This window comes from Dolosicoccus paucivorans (assembly GCF_900100125.1).
GTDB lineage: Bacteria > Bacillota > Bacilli > Lactobacillales > Aerococcaceae > Dolosicoccus > Dolosicoccus paucivorans.
On the sequence record NZ_FNEL01000036.1, the window covers coordinates 1 to 17,761 of the forward strand.

Annotated in this window: 18 protein-coding genes; all 18 read left to right on the top strand. The window is 39.6% G+C overall.

The genetic code is table 11. The annotated features are described in order from the left end of the window. Positions 1 to 210 precede the first annotated feature (210 nt). Entirely contained in the window at positions 211 to 3,036 is a 2,826-nt protein-coding gene (gene uvrA / locus BLR79_RS05985; protein WP_092085828.1) for an excinuclease ABC subunit UvrA, read from the top strand. Positions 3,037 to 3,161: 125 nt separating this feature from the next. Further along, positions 3,162 to 4,535: a DUF4097 family beta strand repeat-containing protein gene (locus BLR79_RS05990; protein WP_092085830.1), complete on the top strand. Its 1,374-nt coding sequence runs from the start codon at positions 3,162 to 3,164 to the stop codon at positions 4,533 to 4,535. A 16-nt stretch (positions 4,536 to 4,551) separates the two neighbouring features. Continuing rightward, positions 4,552 to 4,848 carry a PspC domain-containing protein gene (locus tag BLR79_RS05995; RefSeq protein WP_092085832.1) on the top strand — a complete coding sequence of 99 codons (297 nt, stop codon included), beginning with the start codon at positions 4,552 to 4,554 and terminating at the stop codon, positions 4,846 to 4,848. 18 nt (positions 4,849 to 4,866) lie between these two features. Beyond that, positions 4,867 to 5,199 carry a phage holin family protein gene (locus tag BLR79_RS06000; RefSeq protein WP_092085834.1) on the top strand — a complete coding sequence of 111 codons (333 nt, stop codon included), beginning with the start codon at positions 4,867 to 4,869 and terminating at the stop codon, positions 5,197 to 5,199. A 102-nt stretch (positions 5,200 to 5,301) separates the two neighbouring features. Beyond that, positions 5,302 to 6,243 carry an HPr(Ser) kinase/phosphatase gene (gene hprK, locus BLR79_RS06005; protein WP_092085836.1) on the top strand — a complete coding sequence of 314 codons (942 nt, stop codon included), beginning with the start codon at positions 5,302 to 5,304 and terminating at the stop codon, positions 6,241 to 6,243. After that, positions 6,240 to 7,037, top strand: coding sequence for a prolipoprotein diacylglyceryl transferase (lgt, locus tag BLR79_RS06010; RefSeq protein ID WP_200778872.1), 798 nt, complete (start codon positions 6,240 to 6,242; stop codon positions 7,035 to 7,037). Before hprK ends, lgt begins: the two co-directional genes overlap by 4 nt. 1 nt (position 7,038) lies before the next feature. After that, positions 7,039 to 8,070, top strand: a complete 1,032-nt coding sequence (locus BLR79_RS06015; protein WP_092085838.1) for an NAD(P)H-dependent glycerol-3-phosphate dehydrogenase — start codon at positions 7,039 to 7,041, stop codon at positions 8,068 to 8,070. A 27-nt stretch (positions 8,071 to 8,097) separates the two neighbouring features. After that, positions 8,098 to 9,039 (top strand): thioredoxin-disulfide reductase, encoded by a 942-nt coding sequence (gene trxB, locus BLR79_RS06020; protein ID WP_092085840.1) that lies wholly within the window; start codon positions 8,098 to 8,100, stop codon positions 9,037 to 9,039. 137 nt (positions 9,040 to 9,176) lie between these two features. Next, positions 9,177 to 10,898 (top strand): phospho-sugar mutase, encoded by a 1,722-nt coding sequence (locus BLR79_RS06025; RefSeq protein WP_092085842.1) that lies wholly within the window; start codon positions 9,177 to 9,179, stop codon positions 10,896 to 10,898. 100 nt (positions 10,899 to 10,998) lie between these two features. After that, a complete protein-coding gene (gene rapZ, locus BLR79_RS06030) occupies positions 10,999 to 11,886 on the top strand; it encodes an RNase adapter RapZ (protein ID WP_092085844.1) in 888 nt (295 codons plus the stop codon). Then, a complete protein-coding gene (locus BLR79_RS06035; RefSeq protein WP_092085846.1) occupies positions 11,883 to 12,905 on the top strand; it encodes a gluconeogenesis factor YvcK family protein in 1,023 nt (340 codons plus the stop codon). Before rapZ ends, BLR79_RS06035 begins: the two co-directional genes overlap by 4 nt. A gap of 18 nt (positions 12,906 to 12,923) precedes the next feature. Further along, complete coding sequence (whiA, locus tag BLR79_RS06040) at positions 12,924 to 13,847, top strand: DNA-binding protein WhiA (RefSeq protein ID WP_092085847.1); 924 nt, start codon at positions 12,924 to 12,926, stop codon at positions 13,845 to 13,847. Between the two features lie 60 nt (positions 13,848 to 13,907). Beyond that, positions 13,908 to 14,321 (top strand): single-stranded DNA-binding protein, encoded by a 414-nt coding sequence (locus BLR79_RS06045; protein ID WP_092085849.1) that lies wholly within the window; start codon positions 13,908 to 13,910, stop codon positions 14,319 to 14,321. A 107-nt stretch (positions 14,322 to 14,428) separates the two neighbouring features. Further along, complete coding sequence (locus tag BLR79_RS06050; protein WP_092085851.1) at positions 14,429 to 15,142, top strand: response regulator transcription factor; 714 nt, start codon at positions 14,429 to 14,431, stop codon at positions 15,140 to 15,142. Next, positions 15,139 to 16,569: a sensor histidine kinase gene (locus BLR79_RS06055; protein ID WP_092085853.1), complete on the top strand. Its 1,431-nt coding sequence runs from the start codon at positions 15,139 to 15,141 to the stop codon at positions 16,567 to 16,569. The genes BLR79_RS06050 and BLR79_RS06055 overlap by 4 nt, the downstream gene beginning before the upstream one ends. Continuing rightward, positions 16,569 to 17,261 carry an NAD(P)H-dependent oxidoreductase gene (locus BLR79_RS06060; protein ID WP_092085855.1) on the top strand — a complete coding sequence of 231 codons (693 nt, stop codon included), beginning with the start codon at positions 16,569 to 16,571 and terminating at the stop codon, positions 17,259 to 17,261. Before BLR79_RS06055 ends, BLR79_RS06060 begins: the two co-directional genes overlap by 1 nt. Positions 17,262 to 17,263: 2 nt before the next feature. Next, entirely contained in the window at positions 17,264 to 17,458 is a 195-nt protein-coding gene (locus BLR79_RS06065; RefSeq protein WP_092085858.1) for a hypothetical protein, read from the top strand. A 115-nt stretch (positions 17,459 to 17,573) separates the two neighbouring features. Beyond that, positions 17,574 to 17,761 (top strand): helix-turn-helix domain-containing protein (locus BLR79_RS06070; protein ID WP_143338795.1); only part of this gene is annotated, 188 nt, incomplete at its 3' end.

Below are 17,761 nucleotides of genomic sequence, written 5' to 3' on the forward strand. Positions count from 1 at the left end.
AGTTAGCCCTCTGCTAGCGGGCTCTTTTAAAAAATCCCCCGAACGATCACCAATGGATCATTCGGGGGGATTTATTTGCGCGACTTATGTCACAGGCTCATTTAGTTATTAATTTCGCGAACAATAGTTCGTCAAATTTAGTCAAACATGGTATAATAGAAATAGATATTGATAAAGAAACTGAAAATATTAAACGAGGTGAGAAGTCAGTTGGCAAAAGATGAAATTATTATAAAAGGTGCCCGCTCACATAACTTAAAAAATATTGATTTAACGATTCCAAGAGACCAACTGGTCGTAGTGACTGGACCTTCCGGTTCAGGAAAGAGTTCTTTAGCTTTTGATACCTTATACGCTGAAGGACAACGTCGTTACGTGGAAAGTTTATCTGCTTACGCCAGACAATTCCTAGGTCAAATGGAAAAGCCCGATGTAGATTCCATTGAAGGGTTAAGTCCTTCCATTTCGATTGACCAAAAAACGACCAGTCATAACCCGCGCTCGACGGTGGGGACAGTGACGGAAATTAACGACTATTTAAGACTCTTGTATGCCAGAGCAGGAACGCCTTATTGTCCAAACCATCATATTCCGATTGAACGTCAATCCGCTGAACAAATGGTGGATCAAATTTTAGAACTGCCTGAACGAACCCGTATTCAAATTTTAGCTCCTTATATTCGCGACAAACGAGGCCAACATAAAATGGTCTTACAAAAGATCGCAAAAGAAGGCTTTGTCCGGGTCCGTGTTGACGGCGAGATTTATGATTTAGAAGAAGTACCGGAATTAGAGAAAAATAAAAAACACTCTATTGATATTGTTGTTGACCGGATTGTTATTAAAGAGGGTGTGCGTTCCCGATTATTCGACTCTGTTGAAACAGCTCTTCGTTTAACGGAAGGCTTTTTAACGGTAGATGTTATTGGTGAAGAACCTTTATACTTTAACGAACATTACGCCTGTCCTTTTGGAGATTTTCAAGTAGGCGAAATCGAACCCCGTCTTTTCTCATTTAACGCGCCCTTTGGAGCCTGTCCGGACTGCGATGGGCTAGGATCAAGACTAACGGTCGATGAAGAACTGGTCGTGCCCAACCCTGAATTAAGTTTAGAAGAAGGGGCTTTTGAGCCGTGGAATCCAATCAGTTCAAGCTACTATCCAAGCATGTTAGAACAATTCGCTAAAAGTCAAAAGATTCCTATGGATGTGCCTTATAAAGACTTACCGAAGAAAACCCAAGGTCTTTTAAAATACGGTTCTCCTGACGCGAAGTTTAAATTTACTTTTAAACGTATGCGTGGCGGTGTTAAGACGACTTATATTCCTTTTGAAGGCATAGTAACGAATATTGAGCGCCGCTTCCATGAGACCAATTCCGATTATACAAGGGAAGTTTTACGTCAATATATGACGGAATTAACGTGCCCCACTTGTAAAGGACAACGTCTTAACGAACAAGCTTTAAGTGTTAAAATCGACACAGATAAAAGTATTGCGGATATTTCTAACCTTTCTATTGGCGACGCGGTGGAGTTTTTTGAAACGTTAAACTTCCATGGCGGGAAAGCAATGATTGCTCAACCGATCGTAAAAGAAATTAGCGACCGTTTAAGCTTTTTAAAAAACGTCGGGTTAGATTACTTGTCTCTAGACCGTGTGGCTGGTTCATTATCTGGTGGAGAAGCTCAGCGAATTCGTCTAGCAACACAAATCGGTTCGAACTTAACCGGCGTTCTTTATATATTAGATGAGCCATCTATTGGATTGCACCAGCGCGACAACACCCGCTTAATTCATTCCTTAGAACAAATGCGCGATTTAGGTAATACCCTTATTGTCGTCGAGCACGACGAAGAGACGATGCTCGCAGCAGACTACATTGTCGACTTAGGTCCTGGTGCCGGTGAAGGTGGTGGCTACGTTACGGCTGCCGGAACGCCCCAAGAAGTAATGAAAAATAAAGACTCGTTAACGGGACGTTATCTATCCGGGAAAGAAAAAATCGAAGTTCCGAAAGAACGACGCAGGGAAGATAAAGGTTGGGTGACCTTAACGGGAGCGAAAGAAAACAACTTAAAAAATATTGATGTGTCGATTCCCATTGGACGTTTTACAGCCATTACCGGTGTTTCCGGATCCGGTAAGAGTACTCTTATCAATCAAATTTTAAAAATTGCTTTAGCTAAAGAGTTAACTAGTACAAAAGATCGTCCTGGTCAATTTGATTCCTTATCGGGTTATGAAGACTTAGAAAAAGTCATCGATATTGACCAAAGTCCGATCGGACGAACGCCACGCAGTAACCCGGCCACTTATACGAGTGTCTTTGATGATATACGGGATTTATTTGCGTCAACAAATGAAGCAAAGCTTCGTGGGTATGCTAAAGGACGTTTTAGTTTTAACGTTAAAGGAGGACGCTGTGAGGCGTGTTCTGGAGGCGGTATTAATAAGATTGAAATGCACTTTTTACCTGATGTATATGTGCCGTGTGAAGTGTGTAAAGGGAAACGCTACAACTCAGAAACTTTAGAAATTAAATATAAAGGAAAAGATATTTCCCAAGTATTAGATATGACGGTAGAAGATGCGACGGAATTCTTTGACGCCATTCCTAAAATTAAACGCAAACTGCAAACTTTACTTGATGTCGGATTAGGTTACATTCGTTTAGGTCAATCGGCCACCACTTTATCGGGAGGAGAAGCCCAGCGAATGAAATTAGCCGCGGAATTACAGCGGGTCTCAACCGGGGATACGTTTTATATTTTAGACGAACCGACCACCGGACTTCATGCGGATGACATTAAAAAGTTACTCAAAGTGTTAGATCGTTTAGTAGAAGCCGGCAACACAGTCGTCGTAATTGAACATAACTTAGATGTCATTAAAACGGCCGACTATATTATCGACTTAGGTCCAGAAGGAGGCGTTGGGGGCGGTGAAATTGTCGCCACAGGTACTCCAGAAGAAGTCGCTAAAGTTAAAGAAAGTTATACAGGACACTATTTAAAAGATATTTTAACTAAATAAGATGATCGAAGGTGGACGACAGTCTGCCTTCTTTTTTTGAAGATCGGCCTCTAGACCCATGAAACCTCTTAAAATATCTTGCATAATAAAGGTAGGATGAAACGAAGGAACAAAGGAGGATTACCATGGACCAAAAAGAACGCATCTTAGCTTTAGTTAAAGAAGGCACGCTTTCAATGGAAGAAGCTTTAGAGTTATTAGAGCATTTAGATGAACCAACTAAAGAAACGACCTCACAAGAAACAACAACAGTAGATGAAGAAGCAGTCAAAGAACAAATCGATGAGTTATTGAAAGAAAAAGAAACATTACAAAAAGAACAAACCATCGCTAAACAACGCCAACGTGAATTAGAAGTATTAAAAGAGTTTGATGACTTAACTCCCGAGTTGGAAAGTGATTTACAAAATTATCAACAAAAAGTGGCTGAACTGCAACAAGAAATTGATCGTATTGAAGAACAACTCAGCCAATTGAATCAACAAACGCCTCTTCATTGGCAAGAGATGGCGCAAGACCTTAAACAAACCATTCAAGAAACAACTGAGAAAATTACCACTGAAAGTGAAAAATTATTTGAAAATAGTGACCAAATAAAAGATAAAGTGAGTGATTTTGTCAAAAGTGTATTAAATCATTATACAGTCCGATCTGTCGGTGACTATTTTGGCATTGAATGGGCCAAAGCAACGACCCAACATCAAAGTTATGAGATGGAAGCCAGTGACTTAAAAGTATTGGATCTTCAAATGCCAGAAGGTGAGTGGACGATTAAAACCCATTCTAAACCAACGGTTTACATTGAAGGTCAATGGGCGATTTATGGCGACCCTAAAGATTTGGCTAGTGAAGTGGAAGCATGGCATCAAGTCAAAGTAACGGATCAAACATTAAAGCTTACGACCACTTCCGGACAAGTTGCGTTTAAAGGAACCATGTACTTACCAGACTTTGACCTTGACAGTGTGACGATTAAATTAGGAAAAGGTCAGCTTAATTTAGATCACGTGAGCGTAGGTAAGTTAGTCGTCGAAGGTAAAGTCTTAACGTGTGAACTGGATCGTTTGAAAGCGCAAAAATTTTATTTGAATTTAATTAATGGTAAACTAGCGGTAGATCAATCTTTTATTGAAAATAGTACGTTATCCGTCATTAAAGGAGACGTTCGTTATACTGGACCGGTAGGGAATGTTCAATCAAACATCATTCATGGTAATCATTACATTACTAAAACCGATGAAACGTCCAGTGCGTTCAACGTATCGAACGTTAAAGGTGATGTAAAAGTCGCTTTATTAGAAACCGTTGGCTTAAAAGGGAAAATGAAACAAACGAGCGGTAAAGTATTAGAGCGTCTACTAAATGGCGTCTTGCAACCGCAAACGTCTGAAAAAGTCACTTATGTGACTCGTCAAGTGCCTCAAGAAACCGCAACGGTCACTTTAGAAGCCAATTTAACGGCTGGGGACGTCTATTTAAAAGATCATCATTTAAATTAAAAAGGAGTGTTTATTCATGCGTAAATTATATAAATCATCAACTAATAAAATGTTAGCTGGCGTCTGTGGCGGGTTAGCAGAGTATTTTAACGTCGACCCAACGTTAGTTCGTATTATCTTTGGTGTGTTATTTTTATCTGGTAGTATCGGTATTTGGCTTTATATTTTACTAGCACTTATTTTACCTTATGACTATCAAGTAAATGAACAACGTCCACATTTTAAACAAGAAAAACCGACTCAATTCGATCAGTTTTTTGCAGATAAACAGGCTCCTAAAGATGTCACCGAGGAAGATTGGTCTGACTTTTAAGAATAGGAAGTGGTATTGATGCAACAAGCAATTTTATCTGTTTTAATTAACGCGCTAGGATTTATCGTTCTATCGCAAATTTCACCTAAAATTTATGTTAGAGACTTTAAAACATCTCTACTAGCAGGAACGGTCTTTGCTTTATTAAGTTCTTTCTTGCTACCGATTTTAACGGTATTGTCATTCCCGATTACCTTTTTAACCTTTGGTTTATTCCAATTGTTCTTAAATGGGTTAATCGTCGTTTTGACGGATCGTTTAATCGATGGATTTCATGTTAAATCCATTTGGGCGGGGGTCTTAGTGGCCTTTATTTTATCACTGTTACAATCAGCGATTTTTGCTCGCTAATCGACGTTGAAGCTGGCCTAAGGTCAGCTTTTTTATTTTCTCTAAAGTCTTCTTGGCGTGTGTTATACTTAATGAAAACCGATTAAAGAAAAGAGGCTAACTATGGAACCTTACGTAACTGTTGAAGAGATTGTCAGTATGTTAGACGTTGATATTGCTTACGGGTTAGATTTTAAAGACCGTGAAATTGATACGAGTGAAATTTCTAGACCAGGTATTGTGTTAAGAGAAGATATTCGTCAATATCCTAAAGACCGAATTCAAGTGTTAGGATATACAGAAATGTCTTACATTGATTTACAAACCAGTGAAGAGCGCTTAGATATTTTCCGCCGTATTTGTCGTCGTAGCACTCCGGCTGTTGTTGTATCAAGAGGGATAGAAGTGCCTAAAGAATTGATTCAAGCTGCTAAAGAAAAGGAAGTTCCTGTTCTAACGGCGCGTTCCCGGACCACTCGGGTAGTTGCTAACTTAACGAATTTTTTAGAGTCGCGTTTAGCTGAGCGTTTATCAAAGCACGGCGTATTCATTGAAATATATGGTGTCGGCATTATGCTCGTTGGCGGAAGTGGCGTAGGCAAATCAGAAACGGCTTTAGAATTAATTCACCGAGGTCACCGTTTAATTGCGGATGACCGAGTAGACCTTTATCAAATTGACGAATTAACGTTAATCGGTGAAGCGCCGGATATTTTACGAAACTTATTAGAAATTCGTGGCTTAGGTATTATTGATATTCAAACCCTTTACGGGGTCGCTTCCGTTCGTAAAACAAAACGTTTAGAGCTCATCGTCGAGCTAGTGAAAGACGATGGTAAAACTCAATATGACCGCTTAGGAAGCGCTCAAGAAACGGAACAAATCTTTGAAGTACAAGTGCCTAAAATTCGCATTCCCGTTAAAACAGGCCGTAACTTAGCAATTATTATTGAAGCGGCTGCTGCTAACTTTAGAGCTAGCGCCATGGGGTACGATGCAACGAAAGAATTTACTCAACGTTTAGAAAAACTGATCGAACGTAACAGTCAAGGAGAAGTAGAATGATCGGCTCACTTCAACCGATTGCCTTTCATTTAGGTCCGTGGCCCGTTTATTGGTACGGGTTAATTATCGGCGTGGGGATGTTTTGCGCTTACCGCTTAATGCTTCATTTAGCTAAGAAAAGAGGACTCCCGGAAGAGACGTTGCTTGATTTTATGTTTTGGAGCATTTTAATCGGCTTTATCGGAGCGCGGATTTATTATGTTATTTTTCAATGGGACTATTACCGCGGACATTTAGATCAAATCATGCAAATTTGGAATGGTGGATTAGCTATTTACGGTGGCGTTTTAGCCGGAGCTGGAACCATTCTTTACCTTGCTCGCAAAAAAGGATTAAACCCTTGGGTCATTTTTGATGTGGCTGCTCCTGGATTATTACTAGCTCAAGCTATTGGGCGATGGGGTAACTTTATGAACCAAGAAGCTTACGGCGGAGTGGTCAGTTTAGAGTTTTTACAACGTTTACGTCTTCCTTCTTGGTTAATTAATCAAATGTATATTGAAGGCGCTTATCATCACCCCACTTTTTTATATGAATCTCTTTGGAACAGTTTAGGCGTTTTAGTTTTACTTTTTATTAGTAAGAAACGTCAAGGATCCACGGGCGAAGTAGCGTGTAGTTATTTAATTTGGTACGGCTTAGGACGGATGGTCATTGAAGGGATGCGAACGGATAGTTTATATTTAGGTCCTTTGCGAGTGTCCCAGTGGCTGTCAGGTCTTCTTGTGTTAGTGGGAATGGGTTTATTATGGCAAGGCGACCGTCGTCATTACTTAGTTAAAAGGGGAAGATAAGATGAAAATAGCAGTATTAGGAACCGGTTCATGGGGAACTGCTCTAGCTAAATTGCTTTGCGAAAATGGTCATCAAGTATGTTTGTGGGGACGTCGCCAAGAAGTAGTCGATGAAATTAACCAACAGCACACGAACGACTACTATTTACAAAACACCCCTCTTCCTAAAGAACTTAAAGCAACGACCGACTTAAAAGAAGCGGTTTTACTCGCAGATTATTTACTTATTGTCGTTCCCACTCAAGCTATTCGACCTCTTAGTGAGCAATTAGTTTCACTTCTAAAAGAAAAAGAGATAGCTCCCGTCATTATTCACTCGTCTAAAGGATTAGAACAGGGGACGCATTTGCGTATTTCTCAAATTATTCAAGAATCGATCCCTTCTTCCTTGTATCAAGAAGTTGCGGTGTTATCAGGACCGAGCCATGCTGAAGAAGTCGTTAAAAAGGATTTAACGACGGTAACCATTGCTTGTACCAATTTAGAGGTGGCAAGAGATATTCAACAACTCTTTATGAATGATTACTTTAGGGTCTATACTAACCAAGACATTATCGGTGTTGAAATGGGAGCGGCTCTTAAAAATATTATCGCTGTGGCGGCGGGATTAATTAAAGGGTTAGGCTATGGCGACAACGCTCTCGCTGGATTAGTGACTCGAGGATTAGCGGAAATGACCCGCTTAGGAGTGGCGTTAGGTGCAGCCCCGTTAACTTTTTCAGGGTTAAGTGGGATTGGGGACTTGATTGTAACTGCCACCAGTCCTCATTCGAGAAACTGGCAAGCAGGGAAATTACTTGCTGAAGGCTATAGTAAAGAAGCCGTCTCCAAAAAAATCGGCATGATTGTGGAAGGAATTTGGACGACAAAAGCAGCTTATGAATTATCCGCTGAATATCAAGTGGAGATGCCGATTACGTACGCTTTATATGGCTTACTTTATGAAGATTTATCCGTCGAAGAAGGAGTTAGAGCCTTGATGATGCGTTCGGGTAAGCAAGAAGCTTCAATCCATACGCCAGAGAAGATATAATAAAAGAACAAAGAAAAGAGGGATGATATGACTAAAGAGACAAATCAAGTAACCAATATCGATGTTCTTGTTATCGGGGCAGGACCGGGCGGTTTAGCGGCGGCTTTATACGCTTCCCGGGCTAATTTATCAACAATTATTTTAGATAAAGGAGCACCAGGAGGCGAAGTGTTAAATACAAGTGAAGTTGAAAACTATCCCGGTTTTTCATTAATTTCAGGACCGGAACTCGCGGAACATATGTTTAATAGTGCGACACGTTTTGGGGCTCGTTATGAATACGGTGATGTGACGCATATTGAACCCGGACAAAAAAGTCACAAAGTCCACACGAGCCAAGGGATTTATGAAGCTAAAGCAGTCATTATTGCTACAGGGGCCCACCACCGTCACTTAAATGTTCCCGGGGAAGAAGCATTAGCTGGACAAGGCGTGTCTTACTGCGCTGTCTGTGATGGGTTCTTCTTTAAAGACCGCGAATTGATTGTTGTTGGAGGCGGCGACTCAGCAGTTGAAGAAGGGACTTATTTAACCCAATTTGCCAAAAAAGTAACTATTGTTCACCGCCGTGATGAATTACGCGCCCAACAAGTACTACAGGATCGTGCCTTTAATAACGATAAAGTAGAGTTCATTTGGGATTCAACGGTTGAAAGCATTAATGGCGACAACCAAGTGGAGTCGGTGACCATTAAAAATGTCAAAACCGGCGAAACTTATGATAAACCTACGGATGGCGTCTTTATTTATATTGGGATTTTACCTAACTCCGATCTAGTCAAAGATTTAGGTATTACCGATGACGAAGGTTGGATTATTACCGATAATAAAATGAGTACCAACATACCGGGCATTTACGCTGTAGGAGACGTTCGTCAAACGCCACTACGTCAAATCGCAACGGCTGTCGGAGATGGAAGTCACGCGGGACATTTTGCTTATGACTATATTCAATCACTCGATCAATAAGCGTGAGAAAAGGTTCGCTTGGGCGAATCTTTTTTTTGAGAAGTTATGAGAACGTTTTCAAAACAGTATCATTTGTTCATTAAAATGTGCTATGATTAAGGTAAGAAGTGAAATAATTAATAATTGAGGTGGACGCGATGAAATGGCAAGAACATGTACAACGTTGGAAAGAGTTTGCTAATTTAGATCCAACATTACAAGAACAACTCACTAAAGCTTCGAAAGAAGAACTAGAAGATGCTTTTGGGACCAATTTAAGCTTTGGAACAGCTGGAATGCGCGGTATTTTAGGTCCGGGAACGAACCGGATGAATATTTATACGGTTCGTCAAGCGACAAAAGGGCTAGCTGAATTAATTAAAGAAGAAGGACAAGAAGCGATGGAAAAAGGCGTGGCCATTGCTTATGACCCTCGTCATTTTTCAAAGGAGTTTGCCTTTGAAGCTGCTCGGGTTTTAGGTCATGAAGGGGTTAAAGCTTACGTTTATGAAAGTTTACGTCCAACGCCGGTTCTTTCTTTTGCGGTGCGTCATTTAAATACGCGCGCAGGTATTATGATTACCGCCAGCCATAACCCGAAAGAATACAATGGCTATAAAGTGTATGGATCAGACGGAGCGCAAATGCCCGTGGAAGACGCTGAAAATTTAACGAAATATATTCGTCAAATTGATAACCCACTGACTGTGGAAGTTGCTGATGTAGAAGAGTTAAAAGATAGTGGCTTATTAACGATTATTGGCGACGACGTAGACCAAGCTTATTTAGAGAAATTAAAGTCAGTCAACATTAACCCAGAGATGATTAAAGAGATGGGTGATAAAGTAAGTATTGTCTTTACACCGATTCACGGAACAGGTATGTACTTAGGTCAAAAAGCTTTAGAACAAGCAGGCTTTAAAAACTTACATATTGTAGAAGAACAAGCTAATCCAGATGGGGACTTTTCAACGGTTGATTCGCCAAACCCTGAAAATGAAGACGTCTTTAAGTTAGCTCAAAAACTAGGCGAAAAAGTTCAAGCAGATATTTTATTAGCCACTGACCCAGATGCAGACCGTTTAGGAGCGAAAGTTTTAACAAAAGATGGCGATTATCAATTACTTACCGGGAACCAAATCGGTGCATTAATGCTTTACTATATTGTTCAAGCCCGCAAAGAACAAGGGGATTTACCAGCTAATAGTGTAGCTGTTAAATCGATGGTTTCAACGGATTTAGCCGATGAAATTTTAAAAGCAGAAGATTTAGAAATGGTCAATGTGTTAACAGGCTTTAAATTCATCGCTGAGAAAATTCAGTCTTACGAAGAAACTGGCGATCATACCTTTTTAATGGGCTTTGAAGAAAGTTATGGTTATTTAGTTAAATCTTTTGTACGGGATAAAGACGCCATTCAAGCTTTACTCGTCTTAGCCGAACTAGCAGCTTATTATAAACAACAAGGTTTAACGCTAGCTGATGCTTTAAATAGTTTATATGACACTTACGGCCATTTCTTCGAAAAAACAATTTCGATTGCCTTTAAAGGGTTAGAAGGCCCACAAAAAATGAAGGTGATTATGACGAATATTCGTAAAGAAGGGTTAACTCATATTGGCGACTATCAAGTGACAAAAGCTTACGACTACTTAAATCGTCAATTAACTTTAGCCGATGGAAGAGTCAAAGACTTAACGGAACCTGCTTCTGATGCGTTGAAATATTATTTAGAAGACGGAAGTTGGGTGGCCTTTAGACCAAGTGGAACCGAGCCTTTAATTAAATTGTACTTTGGTGTTCGTGGAGATTCTAAAGAACAAGTTGAACAAAAAGCAGCTCACATTGAAGAAGCGATTCATCAATTAGTTAACGCTTAACTTAAAGCCGACTTCGGTCGGCTTTTAATGTTTCTTAAAAAGGATCTCATTAAAGATATGGTATAATAGCGAGTAAACGATTGCGTAAGGAGGAGCAACTATGGCTGATCATTTAGAGTTAGTAATTGTCACCGGAATGAGTGGAGCAGGTAAAACCGTTGCGATTCAAAGTTTTGAAGATATGGGCTATTACTGTATTGATAATATGCCGCCCACTTTATTACCCAAGTTTTGGGACTTATTAAAAGAATCTGGAAAAGTGACGCGTATTGCTTTAGGAATGGATTTAAGAACGCGAGAGTTTTTTGATGAATTAGAAGAAGTTACCCGTGAATTAGACAATAATTCCTTTGTGACCACTCATATTTTATTTTTAGAAGCCAGTGATGAAGCGCTAGTTTCTCGCTATAAAGAAACTCGCCGTAATCACCCCTTAATGAACTCCGGACGCCTTGTAGACGGGATTCATAAAGAAAGAGAGTGGCTACAACCATTAAAAAGCCGTGCTCAACACATTATCGATACAACAAATATTACGCCGCGCCAATTAAGACATCAAATTTCCAATCAATTTGGCCGGGAAGGCACGTCTACGTTCCGCGTAGAATTAATGTCCTTTGGCTTTAAATATGCACCCGCTTTAGATGCGGACGTTGTGATGGATGTGCGCTTTTTACCTAACCCTCATTACATTGATGAATTGCGTCCTCTAACGGGTCTTGATGCTCCAGTTTATGATTACGTCATGCAACAACCTGAAACCCAAGAATTTTACAAGAAATTTATTGATCTCATTGATTATGTCCTACCCGGCTACAAAAAAGAAGGTAAACCGACAGTGACGATTGCGATTGGCTGTACAGGTGGACAACACCGTTCGATTTCTTTAGTCGAGCGGATTGCTAAACATTTAGAAAACGAAAATTATATCGTCAACGTCACTCACCGCGACCGATATAAGAAAATAGAAAGAATGGAAAAATCATGAAAGAACAAAACAATCACCGCTATAAAGTAGCTGTTATTGGTGGCGGGACAGGTCTTCCGGTTATTTTAAAAGGCCTTAAAAAATTAGACGCAAGTATTAGTGCAATTGTCACGGTAGCAGATGATGGTGGCAGCAGTGGGACAATTCGCGATTACATTAACATCGTTCCCCCTGGGGATATTCGTAACTGTATTTGTGCTTTATCTGATGCGGATGATTTAATGATCGATTTATTTCAATACCGCTTCCAATCCGACGATGAGTTTTTAGCCGGTCATGCGATTGGAAATTTATTGATCACTGCTTTAAAGGAAATGCAAGGGTCATTGTTGGAGTCGTTGGATATTTTAGGTCAATATATGAAAATTCAAGGGCAAATTTTGCCTGTTGCGTCAGATCCTTTAGTGTTACATGCTTTATTTGAAGACGGCACTAAAGAAAGCGGTGAGTCAAAGATTGCTCGCCACCGCAAAAAGATTAAAGAAGTGACGGTAACGACGACAGAAGGTGACCCTGCGATTGAAGCTTCTCCGCGAGTGGTTGAGGCGATTATGGAAGCAGATATGGTTGTATTGGGTCCGGGAAGTTTGTATACTAGTATTTTACCCAACCTTTTAGTCGAAGAAGTTAAAGAAGCGATTGTTAAAACCGACGCTGAAGTTGTTTATATTAGTAATATTATGACTCAACTTGGTGAAACGGAAGAGTTTACCGACGCAGATCACGTACGGGTCTTGCATGATCATATGCAAAGTCACTTTATTGATACGGTCTTAGTGAACACAACGACGGTTCCTCAAGACTATATCGAAAATCAGCCTAATGAAGAGTATTTACTTCAAGTAGGGCGGGACTTTGATGGGTTAAGAGATCAAGGGTGTCGGGTTATTTATAGTGAATTTTTAAGTATGAAAAATGGCGGAGCGTATCATGATACTAAAAGTGTTGTTGATGAACTAGGATACTTACTCGCTTCCGTCAAAACAGAAGCAAAGAATAATAAAGGCCCTTTAAAGTAAGGGTTTAGGAGGGGTTAGATGGCCACTTTTGCATCTGAAGTTAAGAAAGAATGTACATTACTTGAAGTACATAAAGAGCATGCAAAAGCTGAGCTGACAGCTTTAATTCGCATGAACGGCGCAGTGAGTTTATATCAACAACAATTCATTTTAAATGTTCAAAGTGAAAATGCGGCTATTGCACGCCGTATTTTTTCTTTGTTAAAAGAACATTTTCAAGCAGAAAGTGAATTGATTGTTCGCCGCAAAATGAAGTTAAAGAAAAATAATGTTTATATTGTAAGATGTCGCTATCATGTTAAAGAGATTTTAATGGATTTAGGTATTTTTGACGGGATAACGTTAAATCATCATATTTCTGAAGATATTTTAAATAGCGAACAAAAGAAACGCTCTTATTTGCGAGGAGCTTTTTTAGCAGCGGGGTCAGTGAATAACCCGGAAACAAGTAGTTATCATTTAGAAATTTATTCGAATTACGCCGCTCATAACGAAGAGTTATGTCGTATGATGAATGACTTTGGTTTAAATGCAAGGGTCATTGAGCGCCGGAATGGCTATATTACTTATTTAAAAGAAGCTGAAAAAATTGCTGACTTTTTAGCTATTATTGGCGCCAATAGTTCACTTTTAAAATTTGAAGATGTTCGTATTGTCCGAGATATGCGTAATTCAGTGAACCGTTTAGTGAATTGCGAGAATGCGAATATGAATAAAGTGATTGATGCGTCTCAACGTCAACTTGAAGCCATTCGTAAAATTGAACGGGTTCAAGGTTTGGATTCATTGAATGAGAAATTAAGCGAAATGGCCGAGTACCGTTTAGAAAATCCTGAGATGAGTTTGAAAGAGTTAGGAGAAACCCTCCCGAGTGGACCCATCTCTAAATCCGGTGTTAACCACCGTTTAAGACGCATCGTGCAAATTGCTGAAAAATTATAAATGGATTAAGCCTTTTTTAGTGTACTTATATAATAGACCAACACTAAAGGAGGACTATGAATGAATCAAGTAAATTTTGTTGGACGTATTGTTAAAGAGGTTGAAGTCAAAAGTGTCGGCGCAAGCCATGTGGTTAATAACACATTGGCTGTTCAGCGCCCGCGTAAAAACAAAGACGGAGAACACTTAACGGACTTCATTCCTTTTGTCGCCTGGGACGGTTTGGCGAGAGTTTTAGGAAATTATTGCCAAAAAGGGCAACAAATCGCGATCTCTGGCAGAATGCAAAGTCGCAACTATCAAAATAAAGATGGACAAATGGTCTATGTCATTGAATGTTTAGTCAACGACTTAACCCTTTTAGATCGTTCTTACAAACAAGAAGAGGATCTAACGGAAGAGTTAGTTGACGGACATGTGGATATTCCACAAAATATGATTGAAGAAGTAGTCGAAGAGATTCAAAATAAGTAAGTAAAACAGGCTTAAAGCCTGTTTTTGTTTTTGTTACGCAAAGACTTAACTTAAGGTATACTAAGAGTAATAAAAAGAGTAATAAAAAGAGCGAAAGGAGTTTTTAAATGAACGTCTTAATGATCGAAGATAATCCATCCGTTTGTGAGATGATGGCGATGTTTTTTGAAAAGGAACAATTTAATGCCGAATTTTACTATGACGGATTAGAAGGATTAAATGCTTACCGCGAAAATCCCCAAAAATGGGATATTATTTTACTAGACTTAAACTTACCTTCAATGGACGGAATTCAAATTACTCGCGAAATTAGACAAATGGAAGACTATGTTCCAATCATTATGCTCACAGCTCAAGATTCTGAAAGTGATCAAGTGATTGGGTTAGAAATTGGAGCAGATGATTATGTGACGAAACCTTTTAGTCCTTTAACGTTGCTTGCTCGTATGAAAGCTATTTATCGCCGTAGCCAACGGACTTCCGGTGCCGAAACAGCCGAAGGCACCACGTATGATATTCAAACATCATTAATGAAGATTAGTACAGATGCTAGAGAAGCTTATTATAATGGGCAACGCATTGACAATTTAACTCCTAAAGAATTTGATCTTTTAGCCATGTTAGCTAGCCACCCTAAGCGAGTATTTACCCGGGATGAGCTGTTGACCAGCTTATGGGAAGATCCTTTTTACGGAGACGAGCGAACGGTCGATACCCATATTAAAAAGTTACGACAAAAAACGGAACAATTTGGTCCGCCAGTGATTAAAACTGTCTGGGGTGTCGGATATAAATATGACGAAAGCCAGGATGCCTCATGAAAATTGTTTGGCAACAAACGTTAGCTTTTTTATTGGTAATTTTAACAGCCCTTGTAGTGAGTAGTTTACTGATTACAAAAGCAATGGAAGAACAAATCTATGCTCGTCGGGAAAAAGAGCTCTTACAAATTGCTCATACGGTGGGGTATTCGACGGATACAAGACAAGATTTTGAACGAACCGCTTTTATTCTTCAACAAATAGGGGTGGTGTTTGAAATTTATAGTGCAGATGGAACGGTTATTTATCCTTATTCCAACCAAGGAGCTTACGCTAAGTTAACTCCAGAAGAGTTAGAGATGATCAATCAAGGAAAAACTCTAGGTATTCGAAGTACCGACCGTATTTCTCCTGATTTACCTCAAAAGCGACTAGTGGCGGTCTATATGCCTTTAATGTATGAACCGGGCCAGCCGCCCATTTCTATTTTAGCTATTTTATCACCCTTAGCTGAACTGGACGAACAAATTGAACAAATGCAACGTATTTTATTTTACGCTTTTGCGATTGCCGCTTTAGTGTCGATTGTGGTCGGGTTAAGTTATACTTTCTACCAAACAAAGCGCATTACGAAGCTACAAAAAGCGACTCGGCAAATTCAAAAAGGCGACTATGATGTTCAATTATCAACTACCGGTCAAGATGAAATTGCTGATCTGTCCCGTTCTTTTGTAGAGATGGCTAAATCCTTTGAACAAGCGCAAGCGCAGTTGAAACATAATGAGCGATTGCGTCGTCAAATGATGCAAGATGCTGCTCATGAAATGCGCACCCCTCTAACGACAATGTACGGAGTGATTGAAGGATTGCAGTACGGCGTGTTTGATGAAGACCAACAAGCGCGCAGCTTAGAACTTCTAGCCAATGAAACAGAACGACTCCGCCGCTTAGTCAATGAAAACTTAGACTACGAAAAGATTCGTTCCGGAGAAATTGTGTTAAAACCTCAATGGCTCAACGTACGCAACCTCTTTGAACAAATAAAAACCCAACTCAACACTCAAGCAAAAGAAAAAGGCAATCATATTGTCATTGAAGCGCCGGAACATTTAAGTGTCTATGCTGATCACGATCGTTTAATTCAAGTGTTAATTAATTTAACCCACAATGCGATTCAATTTACTAATCAAGGACATATTTGGTTAAGTGCCACGGAAGATGAAGCATGGACTTTAATTCAAGTTAGAGATGAAGGGATTGGTATTAAACCAGAAGACATCGAAAAGATTTGGGAACGATTTTATAAAGCAGATGTTTCAAGAAAAAGTAGTCAATTTGGCGAATCGGGTATTGGTTTAGCAGTGGTCCAGTCTCTTGTTAACGCTCACGGCGGGCACATTACAGTGGAAAGTCCGGATCAAAAAGGGACCTTGTTTACCCTATCATTTCCTAAGAAAACAATAGGTGAAAAGGAGGATGACCATTAATGCAAACGCTTGTTGTAGTGGGTCACGATAAGATTGATCAATCAAGTAGTCATCAGTTTTTTATTAGTGCAGGTCAAGAAATGGAACAAGTTGATTATTTACTACTCGACCGCTGGTTAAAGAAGTCTGAGCCTCTTTGGAAACAGCGAGAGCACTTATTAACGTACGATCGGATTATTTTTCAATTTCAACTCCATTGGTATCAAGCTCCTTATGTAATGAAGGAATGGATTGATTATATTTTTCAGCTAGACGATGACTTTTCGAACTTTAAAAAGGCCTTACGTCAAAAGGAGTTAGGATTAGTCGTTATTGCGGGAAGTCCGAAAAATCAATATCAGCCTGGAGGAAGCCAGGGACGTTCAATTTATGATTTGTTAGCTCCTTACGAACTGTTAGCACGTCACTTTGAAATGGTCTACTTACCAGCCTTCGTTGTTCATGAGTTTCATCTATTAGGCCAACAAAAACAACAACAATTATTATGGCGTTATAATAGTTATGTCACCACTGGCAACCAAGGACGGTTCTCCAAGTACCAACGATTTATTATTCATCAACTCGACTCTCTCGCTCCAGAACAATTTGATGCCAGTCCTGAAGATTTAGTGCTTTTAGATATGTTAATTGAAACGATGACGGACCGGGCAGATGATTTAGAACAACTTAAAGGTTTAGTCGAGGAGTGGTAGAGATGAATTATTTAAAGTATGAAGCCATTTTAGAGCAGTGGAAACAAAAAGCAACGGATTATCCTACTCAAGCTTTATTTGAAGCAGTTAAAGAAGTCTTAAAAGAACAAGATATTAAACATGAAGCAATGGCAGGACAATTAGAAGGTGCGTTGTGGAGCAAAGAAGAATTGGATGAAGAGGATTTCATCAATTAAAAAAGTAGACTTGTAAGGGTATCATACATATGTGACACGAAAACATAAAAAAAGAGGAGCTTCTGGTACACTATATTTAACGAATAAAAAACAATAGTGTGAAAGGAAGCTCCCCATGAAGTCAATTATAACAGAAGAAATGCGATATAGGCAAAAAGTTGTTGAGTATGCGGAAAAATATGATAATAACGCCAAAGCAGCCCGTCGTTATGGCACAAGTCGTCAAAATGTCCAACGTTGGCGCAAGCGTTACGATAAGACGTGGGATAGCTTACGTAACAAAAGTCGCCGTCCTCACAGTCA

Coding starts and splice junctions, on each gene's coding strand:
- BLR79_RS06015 (WP_092085838.1), top strand. CDS start 7,039: ATGAAAATAGCAGTATTAGGAACCGGTTCATGGGGAACTGCTCTAGCT.
- BLR79_RS05990 (WP_092085830.1), top strand. CDS start 3,162: ATGGACCAAAAAGAACGCATCTTAGCTTTAGTTAAAGAAGGCACGCTT.
- BLR79_RS06060 (WP_092085855.1), top strand. CDS start 16,569: ATGCAAACGCTTGTTGTAGTGGGTCACGATAAGATTGATCAATCAAGT.
- BLR79_RS06050 (WP_092085851.1), top strand. CDS start 14,429: ATGAACGTCTTAATGATCGAAGATAATCCATCCGTTTGTGAGATGATG.
- lgt (WP_200778872.1), top strand. CDS start 6,240: ATGATCGGCTCACTTCAACCGATTGCCTTTCATTTAGGTCCGTGGCCC.
- BLR79_RS06055 (WP_092085853.1), top strand. CDS start 15,139: ATGAAAATTGTTTGGCAACAAACGTTAGCTTTTTTATTGGTAATTTTA.
- rapZ (WP_092085844.1), top strand. CDS start 10,999: ATGGCTGATCATTTAGAGTTAGTAATTGTCACCGGAATGAGTGGAGCA.
- BLR79_RS06065 (WP_092085858.1), top strand. CDS start 17,264: ATGAATTATTTAAAGTATGAAGCCATTTTAGAGCAGTGGAAACAAAAA.
- BLR79_RS06000 (WP_092085834.1), top strand. CDS start 4,867: ATGCAACAAGCAATTTTATCTGTTTTAATTAACGCGCTAGGATTTATC.
- BLR79_RS05995 (WP_092085832.1), top strand. CDS start 4,552: ATGCGTAAATTATATAAATCATCAACTAATAAAATGTTAGCTGGCGTC.
- hprK (WP_092085836.1), top strand. CDS start 5,302: ATGGAACCTTACGTAACTGTTGAAGAGATTGTCAGTATGTTAGACGTT.
- BLR79_RS06035 (WP_092085846.1), top strand. CDS start 11,883: ATGAAAGAACAAAACAATCACCGCTATAAAGTAGCTGTTATTGGTGGC.
- trxB (WP_092085840.1), top strand. CDS start 8,098: ATGACTAAAGAGACAAATCAAGTAACCAATATCGATGTTCTTGTTATC.
- BLR79_RS06045 (WP_092085849.1), top strand. CDS start 13,908: ATGAATCAAGTAAATTTTGTTGGACGTATTGTTAAAGAGGTTGAAGTC.
- BLR79_RS06025 (WP_092085842.1), top strand. CDS start 9,177: ATGAAATGGCAAGAACATGTACAACGTTGGAAAGAGTTTGCTAATTTA.
- whiA (WP_092085847.1), top strand. CDS start 12,924: ATGGCCACTTTTGCATCTGAAGTTAAGAAAGAATGTACATTACTTGAA.